Origin of the sequence: Anaerosacchariphilus hominis, from assembly GCF_014290175.1 — a bacterium.
GTDB lineage: Bacteria > Bacillota > Clostridia > Lachnospirales > Lachnospiraceae > Laedolimicola > Laedolimicola hominis.
The window spans coordinates 119727-136726 of sequence record NZ_JACOOR010000003.1; the positions used below are offsets into that span (position 1 = coordinate 119727).

The 17000-nt window shown below is 51.6% G+C and carries 20 protein-coding genes; 2 read left to right on the top strand and 18 right to left on the bottom strand.

Annotated features, from left to right (window positions below):
• Positions 1-2 precede the first annotated feature (2 nt).
• Positions 3-857 carry a hypothetical protein gene (locus tag H8S44_RS05405; protein ID WP_186871617.1) on the bottom strand — a complete coding sequence of 285 codons (855 nt, stop codon included), beginning with the start codon at positions 855-857 and terminating at the stop codon, positions 3-5.
• A 275-nt stretch (positions 858-1132) separates the two neighbouring features.
• Between H8S44_RS05405 and H8S44_RS05410 the strand changes: the two genes are divergently transcribed.
• The gene (locus H8S44_RS05410; protein WP_186871618.1) at positions 1133-1504 is read left to right on the top strand and encodes a CidA/LrgA family protein; all 372 of its coding nucleotides are present in this window, start codon (positions 1133-1135) and stop codon (positions 1502-1504) included.
• Entirely contained in the window at positions 1497-2174 is a 678-nt protein-coding gene (locus tag H8S44_RS05415; RefSeq protein WP_186871619.1) for an LrgB family protein, read from the top strand. The genes H8S44_RS05410 and H8S44_RS05415 overlap by 8 nt, the downstream gene beginning before the upstream one ends.
• 172 nt (positions 2175-2346) lie before the next feature.
• Here the strand turns inward: H8S44_RS05415 and H8S44_RS05420 are convergent, their stop codons facing one another.
• The 17 genes from H8S44_RS05420 to H8S44_RS05500 all read right to left on the bottom strand — a co-directional run bounded on the left by H8S44_RS05420 (position 2347) and on the right by H8S44_RS05500 (position 16671).
• On the bottom strand, positions 2347-3192 hold the full coding sequence (locus tag H8S44_RS05420) for a DNA adenine methylase (RefSeq protein WP_186871620.1): 846 nt from the start codon (positions 3190-3192) through the stop codon (positions 2347-2349).
• Positions 3193-3297: 105 nt separating this feature from the next.
• Positions 3298-3495, bottom strand: coding sequence for a hypothetical protein (locus tag H8S44_RS05425; RefSeq protein ID WP_186871621.1), 198 nt, complete (start codon positions 3493-3495; stop codon positions 3298-3300).
• Between the two features lies 1 nt (position 3496).
• Positions 3497-3754, bottom strand: coding sequence for a DUF1538 family protein (locus H8S44_RS05430; protein ID WP_186871622.1), 258 nt, complete (start codon positions 3752-3754; stop codon positions 3497-3499).
• Positions 3755-3841: 87 nt separating this feature from the next.
• Positions 3842-4339: a transcription elongation factor GreA gene (gene greA, locus H8S44_RS05435; RefSeq protein ID WP_186871623.1), complete on the bottom strand. Its 498-nt coding sequence runs from the start codon at positions 4337-4339 to the stop codon at positions 3842-3844.
• 2 nt (positions 4340-4341) lie between these two features.
• The gene (locus H8S44_RS05440) at positions 4342-5499 is read right to left on the bottom strand and encodes a DUF4317 domain-containing protein (protein WP_186871624.1); all 1158 of its coding nucleotides are present in this window, start codon (positions 5497-5499) and stop codon (positions 4342-4344) included.
• A 45-nt stretch (positions 5500-5544) separates the two neighbouring features.
• Positions 5545-8214 carry a translation factor GTPase family protein gene (locus H8S44_RS05445; RefSeq protein WP_186871625.1) on the bottom strand — a complete coding sequence of 890 codons (2670 nt, stop codon included), beginning with the start codon at positions 8212-8214 and terminating at the stop codon, positions 5545-5547.
• 235 nt (positions 8215-8449) lie between these two features.
• Positions 8450-9085, bottom strand: coding sequence for a dihydroxyacetone kinase subunit L (locus H8S44_RS05450; RefSeq protein ID WP_186871626.1), 636 nt, complete (start codon positions 9083-9085; stop codon positions 8450-8452).
• 11 nt (positions 9086-9096) lie between these two features.
• Positions 9097-10089: a dihydroxyacetone kinase subunit DhaK gene (locus H8S44_RS05455; protein WP_186871627.1), complete on the bottom strand. Its 993-nt coding sequence runs from the start codon at positions 10087-10089 to the stop codon at positions 9097-9099.
• Positions 10090-10114: 25 nt separating this feature from the next.
• Complete coding sequence (locus H8S44_RS05460; RefSeq protein ID WP_186871628.1) at positions 10115-10882, bottom strand: DeoR/GlpR family DNA-binding transcription regulator; 768 nt, start codon at positions 10880-10882, stop codon at positions 10115-10117.
• 113 nt (positions 10883-10995) lie between these two features.
• Positions 10996-11286, bottom strand: a complete 291-nt coding sequence (locus H8S44_RS05465) for a cupin domain-containing protein (protein WP_186871629.1) — start codon at positions 11284-11286, stop codon at positions 10996-10998.
• 10 nt (positions 11287-11296) lie between these two features.
• On the bottom strand, positions 11297-11797 hold the full coding sequence (locus H8S44_RS05470) for a PTS sugar transporter subunit IIB (RefSeq protein ID WP_186871630.1): 501 nt from the start codon (positions 11795-11797) through the stop codon (positions 11297-11299).
• A gap of 21 nt (positions 11798-11818) precedes the next feature.
• On the bottom strand, positions 11819-12682 hold the full coding sequence (locus H8S44_RS05475; protein WP_186871631.1) for a class II fructose-bisphosphate aldolase: 864 nt from the start codon (positions 12680-12682) through the stop codon (positions 11819-11821).
• Between the two features lie 27 nt (positions 12683-12709).
• Complete coding sequence (locus tag H8S44_RS05480; RefSeq protein WP_186871632.1) at positions 12710-13696, bottom strand: alpha/beta hydrolase; 987 nt, start codon at positions 13694-13696, stop codon at positions 12710-12712.
• An 18-nt stretch (positions 13697-13714) separates the two neighbouring features.
• Positions 13715-13993, bottom strand: a complete 279-nt coding sequence (locus H8S44_RS05485; protein WP_186871633.1) for a hypothetical protein — start codon at positions 13991-13993, stop codon at positions 13715-13717.
• 31 nt (positions 13994-14024) lie between these two features.
• Positions 14025-15668: a PTS system mannose/fructose/sorbose family transporter subunit IID gene (locus H8S44_RS05490; protein ID WP_186871634.1), complete on the bottom strand. Its 1644-nt coding sequence runs from the start codon at positions 15666-15668 to the stop codon at positions 14025-14027.
• 72 nt (positions 15669-15740) lie between these two features.
• On the bottom strand, positions 15741-16136 hold the full coding sequence (locus tag H8S44_RS05495; RefSeq protein ID WP_186871635.1) for a PTS sugar transporter subunit IIA: 396 nt from the start codon (positions 16134-16136) through the stop codon (positions 15741-15743).
• A gap of 19 nt (positions 16137-16155) precedes the next feature.
• A complete protein-coding gene (locus H8S44_RS05500; RefSeq protein WP_186871636.1) occupies positions 16156-16671 on the bottom strand; it encodes a hypothetical protein in 516 nt (171 codons plus the stop codon).
• Between the last annotated feature and the right edge of the window lie 329 nt (positions 16672-17000).

Sequence of the window (17000 nt, forward strand, 5' to 3'; positions counted from 1 at the left end):
CTTCAGAACAGCTGATGCAGCTGTTCTGAAGCCATGTACTTTCCCACCATACGCGCCAGGAACTGCCGGAACAGTCCGGTGAATCTCCAGCGGCCGCCTCCGCATTCCTCCAGGATACTTCCCTTATTCCGGAACCGTTTCACCAGAGTCCGGGCTTCCTCCGCAGGAATATCCAGGATGGTCCCAACCAGCTCCTCGGTCAATTCTTCAAAGCAGGCCAGACTCAACAGCGCATTCTGCTCCTCGGTCTTCAGGCTGCGGAAAAAACGAATATCGATCCAGAAAAATACATCCTCCAGACACTGCTCCTTCTCCTGCCGTCCATAGCCGTGGATACTGTTCCGCAGGGGATCCTCCAGCATATAAACGCACAGAGGCATATTATCAAAATCTTTCTCTATATGAAGATAATCTTCTTCGTAAAGACGAAATCCTTTCTTTTCCAGATAGGCCCTCACATCCCGGTTCTCCGGCCTTAGATCCCCGCTTCCGTAGATCCGCAGGCGTCCCGCCACCCGAAAAGGCATCAGCTCCTCCGGCAATGGCACCGAAGCGGTCAGGATCCATCGTTCTCCCTTCCGCCTCTCGCTAATGCGCTCCCAGAGTTTTCCGATATCCGGACGCCCCATCAGCTTCTCCAGACAGGGTACGAGCAGCAGTTCCCCTTCGCTCTCGGGGAGACGATCCAGATCCGTAACCACACGACTTGGATACTCCGGATGATGGGCCGCGAAATCCCCCACTATCCGTTCCTTTTCCCAGCCGATAGGGGCATAGAGATACAGAATTCCATAATGCTTCAAATCTGCGCACATTCTGGCTTCCAGTTCCGGATGCTCGATATGTAGTTCGTCCATTTCTTCTGTCTGCTTTTTTCTCATATCTCTATTTTACACATTTTCTACTTTACAGTACAGATACTTTGCAAATTTCGCTCGCTTTTCACATAATTTAACTTGCATATATGATACTCAATGTCTCATTTCATTTATTAACTACAATATACCAGACCGGGCGGCGAATTTCAATCGAATTTTTTTGTCTCTGTTCTTGTGTTCCCCACCTTTTTGTTGTATGATGGGACAGGTTGTTTTGAACCGGCTCAAAACTGTATCAAATGAGGAGATGTTTTATGAAAATCATCAAACAAGTGGGAATTATTTTCTCCATCTGCTGTATCAGCGTTCTGATCGAGCAGTATCTGCCCTTTGCCTTTCCGGCCAGCGTCATCGGTATGATTCTGCTGTTTCTGCTTCTGCTGACCGGCCTTCTGAAAATCGACCATATCCGGGAGAAATCCGACTTTCTTCTGGCCAATATGGCTTTCTTTTTTATCCCGGCAGGGGTAAACGTGATCAATTATCTGGATATTTTGAAGGTGAACTGGCTTCCTCTGCTGCTGATTTGCGTATTTACCACCGTAATTACCTTTGCGGCCACAGCCTACAGTGTGCGTTTTACCATGTATCTGCTGTCCCGCGGGAAAGGAGGACACCATGAGTGAATTATGGACTTCTCCCTATTTTGGAATCGCCCTCAGCATCCTGGCTTTCTGGACCGGAGAAAAGCTTCAGAAGAAGCTGAAGTCCCCTCTGTGTAATCCGCTGCTTTTCGCCATTCTTGTGATCGTGGTGATTCTGCTGGTTTTCCGAATCCCCTACGACAGCTACAATGAGGGCGGTGCCGTCATCAATATGTTCCTGGCTCCGGCCACGGCCTGCCTGGCGGTCTCCATCTATACCAAGATTCAGATTCTGAAGGAAAATGCCCTTCCCATTGTGGTGGGCTGCACGGTGGGATCCCTCACCTCCATGGGCAGTGTCTATCTGCTCTGTAAGCTTTTCGGGCTGGACGGAGCTATGACTGCTTCCCTGCTCCCCAAGTCCATCACTACTCCCATCGCCGTGGAGGTATGTCAGACCCACGGCGGCATCGTTCCGGTGACTGTCATCGCTGTAATCTTCACCGGTATCCTGGGAAGTATCCTGGCTCCTTTCCTGCTCCGTCTGTTCCGGGTGAAAAACCCCATCACCGCAGGCCTAGCCATCGGAGCCTGCAGCCATGCAGTAGGTACCTCCAAAGCCCTGGAGCTGGGCGAAACCGAGGGCGCCATGAGCGGCCTAGCCATCGGAGTCTGCGGCATCATCACTGTTATCGTGTCCATGCTGATGTAAGCTCCCCCAGCCAGCCCGGACAGCGCGCCCCGGCTCCGCTTTGCCTAAATCGCTCAAAACAAAAAAACTCTGCCTCCCGGCCGCTCCTGCCTTTCTGTAAGGCATAGCGGTCTGTGAGACAGAGTTTTTTATTTTATAATGAATCCTTATCCTGTAAATCAGTTTTTCTTTCTTAGGAATGCTGGATCTGTTCCCCGTAGTTTCGGATAATAACCTCTTTTCCCTTCCGCTTCTTGGGATCGGAATTGATGGCCCGGCGCACGTCGATCTCCTCGATAAGAAAACCCTCGTACAGCTCCCGGATGAGCTCCGTATTGTGATTGGTCAGCATACAGTAGACACCCTGATCCGTCAGTCTCCGGAAAAGTTCTGCAAGTCTCCGGTGTTCCTCCTCGGTAAAGCCCTCCTTGGTGTAAGAATCAAAGGACGTGGGATTCAAAGGAGCATAGGGGCTGTCAAAGTACACAAAATCTCCTTTTTTCACATCCTCCAGAGCCTTTTCAAAGTCCCGGCAGGTAATGGTCACCGACTTCAGATAAGCCGAAATAGCTTTGATATTCTCCATATCCATGGAGCGGACCGAAAGCTTCTGATTCCAGGGCACATTGAATTCGCCCCGGGTATTCACCCGGTAGAGACCGTTGAAGCAGTGCTTGTTCAGATAGATAAACAGAGCTGCCATCTCCGTGTCATACTCCGCCAGACGGTGCTTTTCATTATAACGCTCCCGCATTTCATAGTAAAACTCTTTGGTGCAGGTCACCGTGTCCATGGAAGAAAGCAGCACCAGCAACGCGTCCAGGTGATCCCGGATCTCCCGGTAGGTGTGTACCAGCTCCTGATTGATATCATTTAATACTGCCTTTTCCGGCGCAAGGGAGAGCACCAGGGCTCCTCCGCCCACAAAGGGCTCATAGTAGCCGCCATAGGTCTCCGGCATGCGGATCCCCAGCTGCTCCAGCATCTGCCGCTTGCCGCCTGCCCATTTTACAAAAGGCACCATCGTTGTCATATTCATCACATTTCCCCGTTCTTTCTTTCTCTCTTCCCTCTGACACTTCCTTCGTACAGACGGAAATACAGCGGGCGTGTGCCGCCCGCTGCACAAATCACTTTTTCTATTTTACCCCAAACGGACCGTCTGGTCAATGCCTACCGAACAAATCATCGCTCCGGCTTCGGTCTTCATGCCATAAAATTTCTCCGTATCCTCCGGTCCGGCCCAACGGGAACGAAGAATGGTGCCTCCGCGGGCTCCCGCCGCCCGGGCCGTATTCATAATTTCATCCGTATGTCCATGATTGGCCACAATCAGAATCAAGCTATTCTTTCCCTGCTCTGCTCATCTGGACGCCCATGCCTTCTCCCATGGGAATCATGGACATATCCACGCCCATATTGAAGAATCCCATGCCCAGAATCAGAAGCACCGCCCCAAACAGAAACAGCACCAGAGTTCCGGTACTCAACGGCGCTGCCGTAATACTCAGAAGCAATACAATCACCGTAATCGGCAGTACTGCTGTGACGGATTCGTACACCTTCTCTTTTAATGCTCTTCCTACTCCTTTACGCCGCATCCGACTCTTCCTTTTCTGAAATATTGTTTTATTTTATCATAGATATTCCAAAAAAGGGTGTAAAAACTTTATAATTTTCTTAATTAATCAGAATTTTCGGATATTCTCGTCCTCGCCGCCGTCCTTGTCAATGGCGCGGATCTCCACGTCGTAGCCGCCATTTCCCACCTGTACGTGGATCCGGTCGCCCACCTTATGTCCCAGCAGGGCTTTGCCCAGCGGCGACTCGATGCTGATGCGGCCCTCCAGAGAATTTCCCCGGATGGAAGTGACGATCTTGACCTCCTCGGTTTCGTCCTCATCCTCGTAGTAGAGCAGCACCTTGGTATCCATACCCACCTCGTCTGCCCCGGAATGATCCTCTACCACCTCCGCGGTCCGCAGCATCCGCTCCAGATAGCGGATCCGGCTCTCATTCTGATTCTTGTCCTTCTTAGCTGCGTAATATTCAAAATTCTCGCTGAGATCGCCATGGGCCCGGGCCTCCTTGACTGCCTCGATGGCTTCTTTTCGCACCACCAGCTTCCGGTGCTCGATCTCCTGCTGAATCTTCTCGATATCCTGCCTGGTCAGCTGTTCCCGCATGCCTATTCCTCTCCTTCACTCTTTCGTCCGCTGCTTCCTATGGTACGAACAGATATACCGTTTACCTCCACCCGGTCGTCCACCGGGATCACCAGGCACTGTCTGCCGTCGATGATCCGGGTCTCCACCAGATCCGAACGCTCCGGGTTCACCTGAACCACCACGTCCGGGGCCTTGATCTCAAACTTTCTGGTATTCATCACATTGGAGGCCAGGAATTCCGTATGAGCTCCCGCGGATTCCTCATAGCGCTCCTCGATCTCTTCCATCTTCTCCGCTTCCACGCCGCTCCCGGCAAAGAGGTGCTTCACCTCCGCCCGGCTCAGCACCAGGGGCTCCGGCTCATCCTTCTTCTCCTCAGCCATCTCGTAGAGCTTTTCATGGATGTTGCGGACTGCTTCGTAATCGCATTCCTCGCCCAGGGTTTCCTCGATCATGGCATTGAAGGTATCCTTCTGATCCGCAGCTGTCAGAGGCGTACCGCAGCCGAACATGCCCTCCACGAAATCATCCTTCAGCTCCTCCGCGTTCTTGGAGTAGTAAAGCATGCTGTGTAAATCCGTACTCCGATCCTGGAATGCCGGGAATAAAAAGCCCGCCATGGGAAGTTCCACCAGCCAGTCCCTCACCCGGGAACCGAAACGGTTACTTTCAGCGTCGTAGCTTAGACCCGCCTTGGACAGATTCACCGGACAGATGGTGCAGAGCAGATACTCATAGACCTCGTCGGAGGCGTCGAACATTTCCTCATTATCCGAGGACTTGCCCGGCACATCGTATATGCCGTGTACCAGGAGAATCAGGTAATTCTCCCCGTACTCATAAGTCTCTATGATCTTATCATAAAATTTCTCCAGCAGCACGTCGTCTTTCAGCTTGCTGTCCCGGAGTTTCAAAAGGAACTCCTGCTGACCGCCCTCCAGCTCCGCATCCAGCGGGAACTCCAGATTCACCAGATTCTTTCCCACGGTGCCGGACAGGCTCTTCCGAAAAATCTCAAAATACTTAAAGCATTCCTCCTCGGATTGGGAAAGGAAGGCCTCCTTCATCTCGCTCTTTTTATTCTTCTCCCCGTCCACATAACAGGCGCAGAGTCTGGTCAACGCACAGTTCTGGGGGGTAAACTGCTTTTTGATTTCCGCAATTTCTTTTTTATTCATGTAAAAATTCACTCCTGAATCTTATTCTTGCTTATCATTTTCCTATCATTCTTCTGCAGACAAAATCTCCTCTATCCAGCTGCGAACCTCATCGGACAGGTTCTCAAACAGATAATTTTTTCCGCTGACCGGTTTGTGCTCCATGGTCTCCCGCAGTTCACTTCCGGTCACCTCCACCAGCTCCCGAAGGCCTGCCGCTGAGAGCCTGTTCGCTCCCTGTCCCATGATGATCACCTGCTCCAGGCCGTCGGAGGTGGCCACAGTCACCTGATACTTCCGGCCCAGCTCATGTACGGTCTTCTCGATATACTGGTCGGCCGTCTCCGCTTCTTTGGTATATACCACATGGATATTGTGATACCGAAAGATTTCTCTGGTTCCGCCTTCCACACGATATGCGTCAAAAACCAGAATCAGAGTGCAGCCCAGAGCCCCCTGCAGGTTCGACAGAACGTCCATAAGCTTTCCCCTGGCGGACTCCAGATTGATTTCCGACAGGGCTTTTAAGTCCTCCCAGGCGAAAATGATATTATAACCGTCCACCAGAAGATATTCCTTTTCCTTCTTCCGGAACTTGATTTCCCTCTTTCCGGTATCCTCGGGCTCTTTCCGAAAACTTCGTTCCACCCGTCCCACGCCCTGGCGCTCCCACCGGATGGGTCCGTAGGTACGTTCAAAAATCTCGTCCAGTTCCTTGGGATCCACGGCCCCAAGGGATGACTGGCTCCTTCTGGCAGTCTCCATTCCAAGCTTTCCCGGCTCCTTCTTCGGACGCAGGACGCTGTCCAGGTGCATGTAGGAGAATACCTGATTCCAGGGCACATAAAAGCCTGCGCCGTGGGCGCAGAATACAGAGCCTGTGGGATTCAGGATATCCGCCTCGGAATCATAGTCTGTCTCGGCGATAACCTCCTCCGCATTGGCACAGGGACCGTAGCCCTTCAGACTACAGGACAAATGCCCCAGTCCCCGGGTATAGGCAGTCACCTCCGCCGCGTAGCCCTGCATCCGGGACACCGGTACAGAGCCCTTCAGGACCATCTGGCCATTCTCATTCTCCGGCTCGGAAAAGCTGCCGGACATCTTCTGGATATCCGTCATGGCCCGGCCCAGCTTATCCGCTGGAACCGTCAGCCGAAACTCGTAAAAGGGCTCCAACAGCACACTTTCCGCCTGCTTCAGGCCCTGACGCACCGCCCGGTAGGTGGCCTGCCGAAAGTCACCGCCCTCGGTATGCTTGGCATGGGCCCGGCCCGACGCCAGAGATATCTTCATATCCGTGATCTCCGACCCGGTCAGCACGCCCGGATGACTCCGCTCCGCCAGATGGGTCAGAATCAATCTCTGCCAGTTCCGGTCCAACACATCCTCGCTGCAGCGGCTCTCAAAAACCAGTCCGCTTCCCGGCTCCCCGGGCTCCAGAATCAGGTGTACCTCCGCATAGTGGCGCAGGGGCTCAAAATGGCCCACGCCCTCCACCACATTTCCAATGGTCTCTTTATATACAATACTACCTGCGCCGAATTCCACCGAAACGCCGAAGCGCTCCTGCATCAGGCTTTTTAAAATCTCGATCTGCACCTCGCCCATAACCCGCACATGGATCTCCGAGAATTCCTCCCGCCAGACCACATGCAGCTCCGGAAGCTCTTCCTCCAGAACCCGGAGCTTCCGCAGAAGCTCATGGATATTACAGCCCTCCGGGGGCAGAAGCTGATAGGTCAACACCGGCTCCAGCGCCGGAAGCGGGCCCCTTCCCTCGTCTCCCAGACCTTCCCCCGCCCGGGTGCGGGACAGTCCGGTCACTGCGCAGACGGTTCCCGCCGGTGCCTCCTGTACAGCTTCAAAACTGCTGCCGGAATAGAGACGGATCTGATCTGCCTTTTCCTCCCAGTTTTCTCCGTCGGTCTCGCCACGGACGATCTGCTTTACTTTCAGGGAGCCGCCAGTCACCTTCAGATAGGTCAGACGGTTTCCCTGCCCGTCCCGGCCGATCTTGTATACACGCGCGCCAAAATCCGCCGGATATTCCGCCTGCACCATATAGCGGGTCAGGCCATCCAGAATCTCCCGGACGCCCTCGTTTTTTAATGCAGAACCAAAGTAACAGGGAAAAAGCTTCCTCCCTCTGATCTGATGGGCGATTGTTTCATCCTTCAGCTCCCCTGTTTCCAGAAACTGCTCCAACAATGCTTCATCACAGACTGCGGCGTCTTCCCAGATATCCGCCGTGGACCGATCTGCGGTGAAATCCACGCAGCTCCCATCCAGAGCATCCTTCAGTTCTGCCAGAAGAGCAGCCCTGTCGGTTCCCTGCTGATCCATTTTATTGACAAATAAAAAAACCGGAATCCTGTACTGCCCCAACAACTTCCAGAGGGTACGCACATGGGCCTGGACGCCGTCCGCGCCATTGATGACTAAAATGGCATAGTCCAACACCCAGAGAGTACGCTCCATCTCTGCGGAGAAGTCCACATGACCCGGGGTGTCCAGAAGGGCTGCCTGCCAGTCTCCCAGGTGAAGCTGGGCCTGGCTGGCGAAGATCGTGATGCCCCGGGCCCGTTCCAGGCTGTGAGTGTCCAGATGAGCGTCTCCGTGATCCACACGACCGACCCTGCGAATGGCACCGCACTGATAGAGGATGGCCTCGGCCAGAGTTGTCTTCCCGGCGTCCACGTGCGCCAGGATTCCGATGGTTGTTCGTTTTTCCATAGTTTTTAACCTCGGGGTTTATTTTAACACAAAATGTTTGTTCGGGGAAGAGGTGAATGTGGAAAATGGAGGAAAGTCTTTTGATAGACGGACGAACCTCCCCCGAAACAATTTTCCACGCTCATCCCGCCTGAAAAGCGGCTAACTGATTCGTTTAGGAAAATTGTTTCGGGGGAGGTTCCGGGTATTGCAAAGTATTACTTTCTCCCATTTATGGAGCGGGCTGGTCCAGAGCTCAGGTCTCTATGCTGGTTTTCAGGCCCTGAAACAGGTAGAGAGCGGCGGTGGCACCCTGATCGGGAATGCCGGTGGCTTTGGTGGCAAAAACGGCAGCTTTTCCGTATTTGGGAATCATGGTTTTGGTGGCCTCCACGCCTTCGGCGGCTCCTTTGCAAGCGGCCTCGATGATTTTTCGCATGTCGCCGGTGGAAGCGGCCTCTTCGGCCTTTTCAGCGGCCGGGGCGGCTGCGTCCAGAATAGTGCATTCGCCGGGCTGGCATTTCCCACGCCTCTGAATACCGGCTGCGAAGCCTTTCAACCAGAGTACCAGTTCTTCCGCTCTGAAAACTTCTCTGCCTTTCAGTGTTTTTCCGCCTTCCATGATGCCGCTGCTCATGAGTGTTCCCATGGTACTGGGCACCAGACTGGCCATTTTCATACCTGCTTTCATCAATGTTTTTCCCACGTCTCCGGGCTCTGTGTTCTCCCGGATCAGATCCGGCAGGGCCCCGAATCCCTTACTCATGGTCAGCCCCAAATCGCCGTCGCCCATGCGGGCGTCCATTTCACACAACTCCTCTTTTTTCTTCAAAAAGAGGACTGCGGCTCCCTCAAACAACTGCGGCAACTGTTCTGTTGTATATTTTTCCATCGCTCTGCCTCCTATGACTGGGTATAGAATGGGGTCTTTACAGGTCGGTCGATCCAGTCCTTCATTTCCCCATCCACTTTACAGATGGAGATAGACGCTCCAGCCATTTCCATACTGGTAGCAAATTCGCCCACAAAGGTCCGATAAACTTTGATTTTTTTCTCATCCAGAAGTTTTCTCACGCTTCCGGACAGGATATAGAGTTCCTCGATGCTGGTGGCTCCCAGACCATTGATGAGGACGCAGATCTCCTCTCCTTCACCCACAGGCATATCCTTCAGCAGGGTCCCCAGACTCTCAGATGCCAGCTCATCGGCCGTCTTTACGGGACCGTTCCAAATCCCCGGCTCTCCGTGGATGCCCATACCCATGGCCATCTCGTTCTCACCCAGGGTAAAGTTGGAATGTCCCACCTCTGGAATGATACAGGGCGTCAGGGCAAAGCCCACGGTGCGGGTATTATCTTTTGCCTTCTGCGCCGCTGCCAGCACCTCGTCCAGGGTTCCCATTTCCGCCGCTTTCGCCCCGGCGCATTTGTACATGAAGAAGATACCTGCCACGCCTCTTCTCACGGCTGGATCTTCACCGCTGTTCACGTCGTCCGCGCCCACAATGCTGCGGGTCTCGATATCGTCCATCTCGCACATTTCCGCGGACATATCAAAATTCATGGTGTCTCCGGTGTAGTTCCCATACAGATACAGAACCCCGGCTCCCGCCTCCACTTCCTTTGTCACATTATAAATCTGCTCCGCGGACGGGCTCTGGAAAACGCTTCCCACTGCGCAGCCGTCCAGCAAGCCCTCTCCCACGTAACCAAGAAACAGGGGCAGATGGCCGGTGCCGCCTCCGGTGACAATAGCCACCTTTCCCTCTGTCTTCTTTGCTTTACAGTAGCATCTGAGATTGTCGTCTGTATATTTCACCTGATCCCCATGGGCGGTATAAATGCCTTTCAGCATATCGTCCGTATAGTTTTCCGGTGCATTGATTATCTTTTTCATAGCTTACACCCCTTTTTGTTTCATTTCAGTTTTCTCTTCGATATACTTCTGTTACCCTCTCCGGCTCCATCACATTACGGAAATTCTCCGGCAGTGAATCCAGAATGATCTGATCAAATTCCGCGAACCGGGCATACTGGAAGGTGGTTCTCCGCTCAAACTTCTCCGCTGTTCCAATGAGAATCTTTGTTCTGGCACGTTCCATCACATACCGATTCAAGGCAATGGCGTCCTCGGTCAAAGTGCCTGGACCTTCCATGCCCATGCAGCCATCCATGCCTAAGATAGCCACGTCGAACATCATCTTCTGGAGCATATCATAAGCGAAGTGTCCCTCGGTCCTTCTTCCTGAATGAGAATAGGTTCCTCCCAGTAGAATAATTTGATTCTTACTGACCTGAGCCGCCTCCGCAAATTCCAAGCAATTCGTCACAATCAGCACCTTCTTCCGGTAGCTTAGCAGCTTTCCCAGCGGAATAGCGGTACTGCTGGGATCCACGAAAATGCTGTTCTCATTGCGGATATACCGCATGACCTCATTGCAGATATCCTTTTTAATATCGTGGCGCTCCCGAATCCGGTATTCCATGGGAACATCCATATAATTTTCCCGGATGACCGCGCCTCCGTGGGTCCGGTACAGGATTCCCTTTTCTTCCAGGACTGTCAGATCCCGGCGAATGGTCTCCTGTGTCATATGGAGCTGGGCGGCCAATTCCTCCACTGTGACCTGTCTCTTTTGCAGGACCAGCTGGGTGATTTCTTCCTGACGCCTTTCCACTTTTTTCTTCATATATTCTTCCCCCAAAAACATATCGTATCAGCAGCTATGAATAAAAAAATTATATCTGGCTTTCAGGAAAAAAGCAATGCGGCCGAAGCATTTCCGCCCAGCCGCATCCGGTTTTACTCCTGCTTCATATAACCAAGATTAAAAATGTAATGCTTTTTAATTTTTTCTTCCACGCACCACCAGCATTCCAGTCCCGGTTGGAAGGTTACCAAGTCTCCCACACCAAAATAATATTTTTCTCCGTCCAGTGTCTCCACATAGGCTTTTCCCTCGATCACGAGACAGGTCTCCTCCCGCTCGTCGTAAGTGTCACGCCATTTTTCCGGCTCATGCTCCCAGGTGGGCTGTGCTTTCAGCAGAGCTTCTTCCTCCGCCGTTGGTTTTCTCACCAGTACAGGCTTCATAAATTCCTCCTTACAGTTCCGGATAATGCTTCGCCTTCACGTCCGCCCAGGAGGTCTTCTTGTCCTCCGGAACCGGCTGGAAGTAGCCATCCAGACCATCTTTTACCATCTCGTCAAACATTTTCGCATCTTCATCGCTGAAGGAAATGGGACCCAGTACGTTCTTTCGTCCCACGCCTCCGCCGATGCTTCCCACCTGGAGCGCAGGATACTTAAATCCGGCATAGTAAGCCTTATGAGCCATCTTCATGCCTTTGAATAAAATAAAAATCGGCTCCACGCTGCCAAGCTGGTCTTCCTGCCACCGTTTTCCCGCTTCCTCCGCCGTAATGACTTCCAGCTGTGTTCCCACTGGCGTGGCCATATAGAAGATCTGGGAGAGGAAATCATCCTTCGCAATGGTGTCGTCAATGATATAAATTTTCTTTGCGCCTGTCCGGTACAACCACTGGGTACACACCTGTCCATGTATCAGTCGCGCGTCGATTCTTACTAAAGCCAGCTGTCCCATATTCTTCACCTCGTTTTATTTTTAGTCTTCGATTTTGATCCAGTTCTTTCCTACGGAACCGGTGACTCTCATATAATCCATGGTGCGCTCTTTATAGCCAGCCCACATGATATCTCCCGCCATCCGGGCTCCGATATTCTCGCCTGCCTGATATCTGCCGTCCTCGAAAAGCATCTGCAGACCATAATTGTAAGCGTCGGTTCCCATATTTACCTTCTGGCAGCCAATCTGGCAGCATTTCGCAATATTGTCAAAGCCAGAGAAGGAGCCGCCGTGGAATACCAAGGGTACGTCCACCTTTGCCTTCAGTTCTTCCAGACGCTCAAAATCGATATCCGGTGCTCCATTGGTGTACTCGCCGTGAGCCTCTCCGATGGAAACCGCCAGGCAGTCACAACCGGAAAGCTTTACAAACTCCGCAGCCTTATCCGGGTCTGTCAGATACTCTTCTCTCTTCTCCGCATAATCGCATCCATCCGCGATCTGGCCAAATTCTGCTTCTACCGTAATGCCCAACGGCTCGCAAATTTTCTTGAAATACGCTACTTCTTTCGCATTTTCCTCAAAGGATAATGCGGCACGATCTACCATGATTCCGGTAAAGCCGCCGTAAATGGCTTTTACACAAGCCTCATAGGAATCGCCGTGATCCAGGTTCAGGGCTACAGGCACCCGTACCTCATCGGCCATCTGACGGATGATATGTCCGAAGGACACCAAATCCTTATGATTGTTCGGCAACACATCGATGATAATCGGGGAGTCCAGCTCCACGGCTGCCTCTAGGCACACCCGTACGGAATCTTCGTTGAATACATTGGGAGCCAGTACTCCATAGCCGCCCTTTTTCGCTTTCTCCAGAATCTCTAACATTGATACCAGCATATCTGTTTCCTCCTTATATTCATTTTATTATTGCTGTCTCCACTGTTTCTGTATCATATCCAGAAAACGTTTAATATCCTGCAGTACCTGACTTGCTTCCACATCAAAGAGAAGGTCGTGTCTGCTGTTTTTGTAATACTTGTAAAATACATTTTTCGCATCGGAATACCGAAGCCGTTCCAGCATTCGATCCAGCTCTCTGGTATAATTGCTAACTGGATCTTTAACGCCTGCCATCACATACAGCGGCAGATATTCGGAATAACTGCCGGTCCATTCCCGGAGCGTCAGCAGCCGTTCCAGCTGTAACAGCGTCCGGTAGCTGTACAGGTCGTAAGTAATCCCGCACAGCGGATCCTTTTGAAATCTTCCCACTTCCTGTCTGGACGTGGTCCGCCAGGAATCCGCTTCCGGATATTCGATATACCGGTTATATTTTTGCTGTCTCTTTTCCCATAAGGGCGCTGCGGTCTGTGTTCCTCCCTGCTTCCGAATCAGGCGTTCGCACTCCCGCTCTTCCATATTGACCCCGGATACAAAACCCCGGTCGCCGCACAGGATCAGTGCGTTACAATCTCTATTCCGAAGCACATAGGCTTTCGCCATGGCTGCTCCGATTCCTACGCCCACCAGGCAGCGCAGCATTGGTGTCTTTGAACTGTCCGATTTTTTTTCAGTTTCTCCTGTGAGCACCGAACAGTCCGCCAGCACCTGCGCGAACATTTTTTTCACATCGTCTACCATATGAAGAACATTATTTTCTCCGGAAAAGCGTCCTAACCGCTCTGCCTCCCGCGCAGCTTCTCCGTGTCCCATATGATCATTTCCGAACACCAGATATCCCGCCGACGCCAGTTCCTTCATGAGCAGCCGGTAGCGGCCCATATGCTCTCCCTGATCATGCAGAATCTGAATCATTCCGCGGGGCTTTCCCTCCGGGAAATACGCCCTCCCACTGATTGCATCCATTCCGTTTGTACTTTCAAAACGATAGCTCTTCTCTGTGACCTTCATGTTCTGCGCCTTCTCCTGTTAATATCTGACGTTGACATCATTCTTCGGTCGGCTGCTGTGCCGTTCCCACAGATATCTGCCAAGCATCAGCAGACACCAGACTGCCAGCATTCCGATGACCACATATTCAGCCGGAAAGCTCCCGGCAGCTCCCACTGCCTGAGCATCTTTTCCCACCCGGGCCGTCTGCCCTACGGTCTGTGAAAATCCGTCTGTCATAAAGTAGTAGATAACGCCTGCCAGCAGTACACAGCAGAAGCCTTTCCATAGCTTTGTCCGGAATATTTTTTGCAGCATGGTCTCTCTCCTTTTTTCTCTCTGTTAGGTTCTATACCAGAATTCCAAGTCCGCCCAGGACGATGGCAATGGCCAGAATCCACAAGGTCGCCTTCAGAATATTGCCGCCCTTCTTCAGGTAAGCGTAGATACCGAATACAGTCGCCAGCGGTAACAGCCCCGGCACGATGGCATCCAGCAAAGTCTCCTGCAGACTGATGGTCTCCGTGGAAAACGGAAGATTGATGCCCAGAGCAACAGATACATTCTGTGCGGTCATAACACCCATCACAAACAGGCCCAGGATACTGAAGAAGGTGATGACCTTCTGTACGGAATTATTTTTCAGGATGGAAGCCGCGGATTTACTTCCCAGCTTGTAGCCTGTGTTATACATGAACCAGCCTTCCAGAATCAGAATCAAATACAGAAGCACCACATAGACGATGGGTGCCCATACATGGCCTTGCTGCGCGAATCCCATAAAGAATGCGGTCAGTACCGGCTTAATGGTAGAGTAATTCAGGGTATCGCCAATACCTGCGAAAGGTCCCATCATGCCGGATTTTACAGAGTTAATCAGCTCGGAGCTTATGACTTCGTCTCCATCCATTCCATTGCGGATGGCCTTTGCTCTCTCTTCTTCCATGGACAGCACAATACCGGGAATGATTCCGCCGATCATGTTCTCTGTGATGAAGAATTCCATATGACGCTTCAGTCCTGCGATCCGCTCCTCTTCATTATCGGGATACAGTTCTTCCAGAGCCGGAGCCATGGTGTAAGCCATACCTGCTGCCTGTAGACGTTCTACGTTATCCACATGGCAAATAGCCATACGCCAGTTAAACCATACCTTCTTGAAGGTTTTTTCACTGATCAGGCGTTCGCTCCAGAAGTCGTCGCCTTTCTTTGTCTCTTTTACAATTGCGCCCAGGTCGCCGAACAGGCCCGTGGTGTCGTTCTTATCCTTCGTAGCCATCATGTAGAACCAACCCAGGAATGCGCCGAGAAGCGCACCTACCACACTGCTAAGTCCTGTGTACTGCGCAAAGAAAAAGCCTGCCACAAAGAACGGAATCAGTGCCCCCTTGCCGATTACCATGATAACCATGGCAAATCCAAGAGCCGGCATCATACCGCCTGCTACAGTGAACATGTTGGTCGCCCAGTCGGGAAGTCCATTCATCAAAATACCTAGTCCCTGGGTTCCAAACTTCATGACCAGTGTCATCGGTATCATAAAACAGACTACTCGAATCAGTTCTCCATAGACAAAGATGGTTCTGCGAAGTCCCTTCACATCGCCCTTTTCCGCGCATGCGTCACAGCGATGCAGCGTCCATACCTGAAGCACACGGTTCAGAGTATTCAGCTGCGCCATGACCAGAGATGCAGCAGCCGCTACCACCAGGGCTTCTTCCAGACTGATTCCCTGGGTGATTACCATGGCTGTGGATACGATACCTGCCGCACATTTGTCTACGGGCTTTGCGCCTCCCACTGCCGTCAGGGCCAGATACATGGGCTGAATGGTGCCGCCTACGATAACGCCGGTTCTCACATCACCCAGAATCAGACCTGTCAGCATGGATACAAACATCAGATCGATAAAGCAGTATGTCCATGGTACAAAAATTTCTCCGCAATAGAGCATATATAAAATACCCAATATTGCCGCCTGAATAATCGTCATAACCTCGTTCCTCCTCCACTATCAGCCTGGCTCTCCCCCGGGAGCCGGGCCGTTTCTGACTCTCCTTTTTTGTCAGACGTGCAGATACACGCCTTTTACTCCTTCTTTTGCCACGTCCTGCGCTGTCTTATAGAGTTCTTCCAAAGACAGGTTGTCCTTCTGGAACATGATCTCCAAAAGTGCGCCCAGATTCACACCCGTCACCAGCCGGTAGGAAGCGTTGCGAAATACTGAAATGCAGGTGTTACATGGGCTTGCCCCAAACAGATCTGCAAAAATCAGATAATCCGCATCCGGCTCTTGGTTCAGAAGCTCTCTGGCCTCTTCCGCAAATTCCTCCGGTCCCTTTTCCGGTGTCATACACAGACACGCAATCTGCGCCGCCGTCTCCGGTCCCGCTATCATTCCGACCGTGTCCCGAAAGCTTTTTGCCAGCTCTCCGTGTGCCACAATCACAACTTTTACCATAGGTCCCTCCTTTCTTCCTTTACTGCACATTGAATCCTTTCAGAAGCTGTACACCTCCGCCCCAAACGCAGATGCCGCAGACCAGCCAGGATACGAGAAGTTCTATCTGCTCCAGCCCCGTATCGTAGGCATTTGCCACCAGCAGCACGCCCAGCAGGATCAGCAGAATTCCTCTTTTTTTACGCTTTTCCGGCGCGATCTGGTCCTCTCCGCTGGCCAGACAGGGGCGCAGTGTCTCAAAGCGAATTCCTTCCCTCTTTTTACAGGACGGAAGAAAGCGCAGGCGGAAAATCAGTTCCATGATTCCGATCACGCCACAGGCCAGTGCCACTGCTCCGGGGATGCTGTTCATGACGATGTAGAATGCCGCTCCCAGCACTGCTCCGGTGAGCCACCTCAGTGAAAGCACCTGATACTGCATCTGATTGTCTGCGTTTAGATAATACAGCGTATTTTTTCCGTAATCATAATACCCGTATTTTCCGTTTCGCTCGCGAAACACATGATGTTTTAGAAAATTTACTTTTTTTAGCATAAATTTTCAGCTCCTTTTGTGCGTTTTGTATATTTTTATCTTACATGATCTTTGTTTTGCGATCAATTTCTGATTTTTGTTTTTATCAAAACGGTCACTTTGTTGTATCATGTAGTCATTTCTTGTTGTTGATTTTTTCTGAATCGGAAATTTTTTGATGTTTTTTGAATTGAAAGAGTAATTCGGGAAATTTTGCTTTTTCGGATTGTTTATGGGAAAGCTTTTGCTTTTAGACAGACGAACCTCCCCCGAAACAATTTTCCACGCTCATCCCGCCTGAAAAGCGGCTAACTGATTCGTTTAGGAAAATTGTTTCGGGGGAGGTTCCG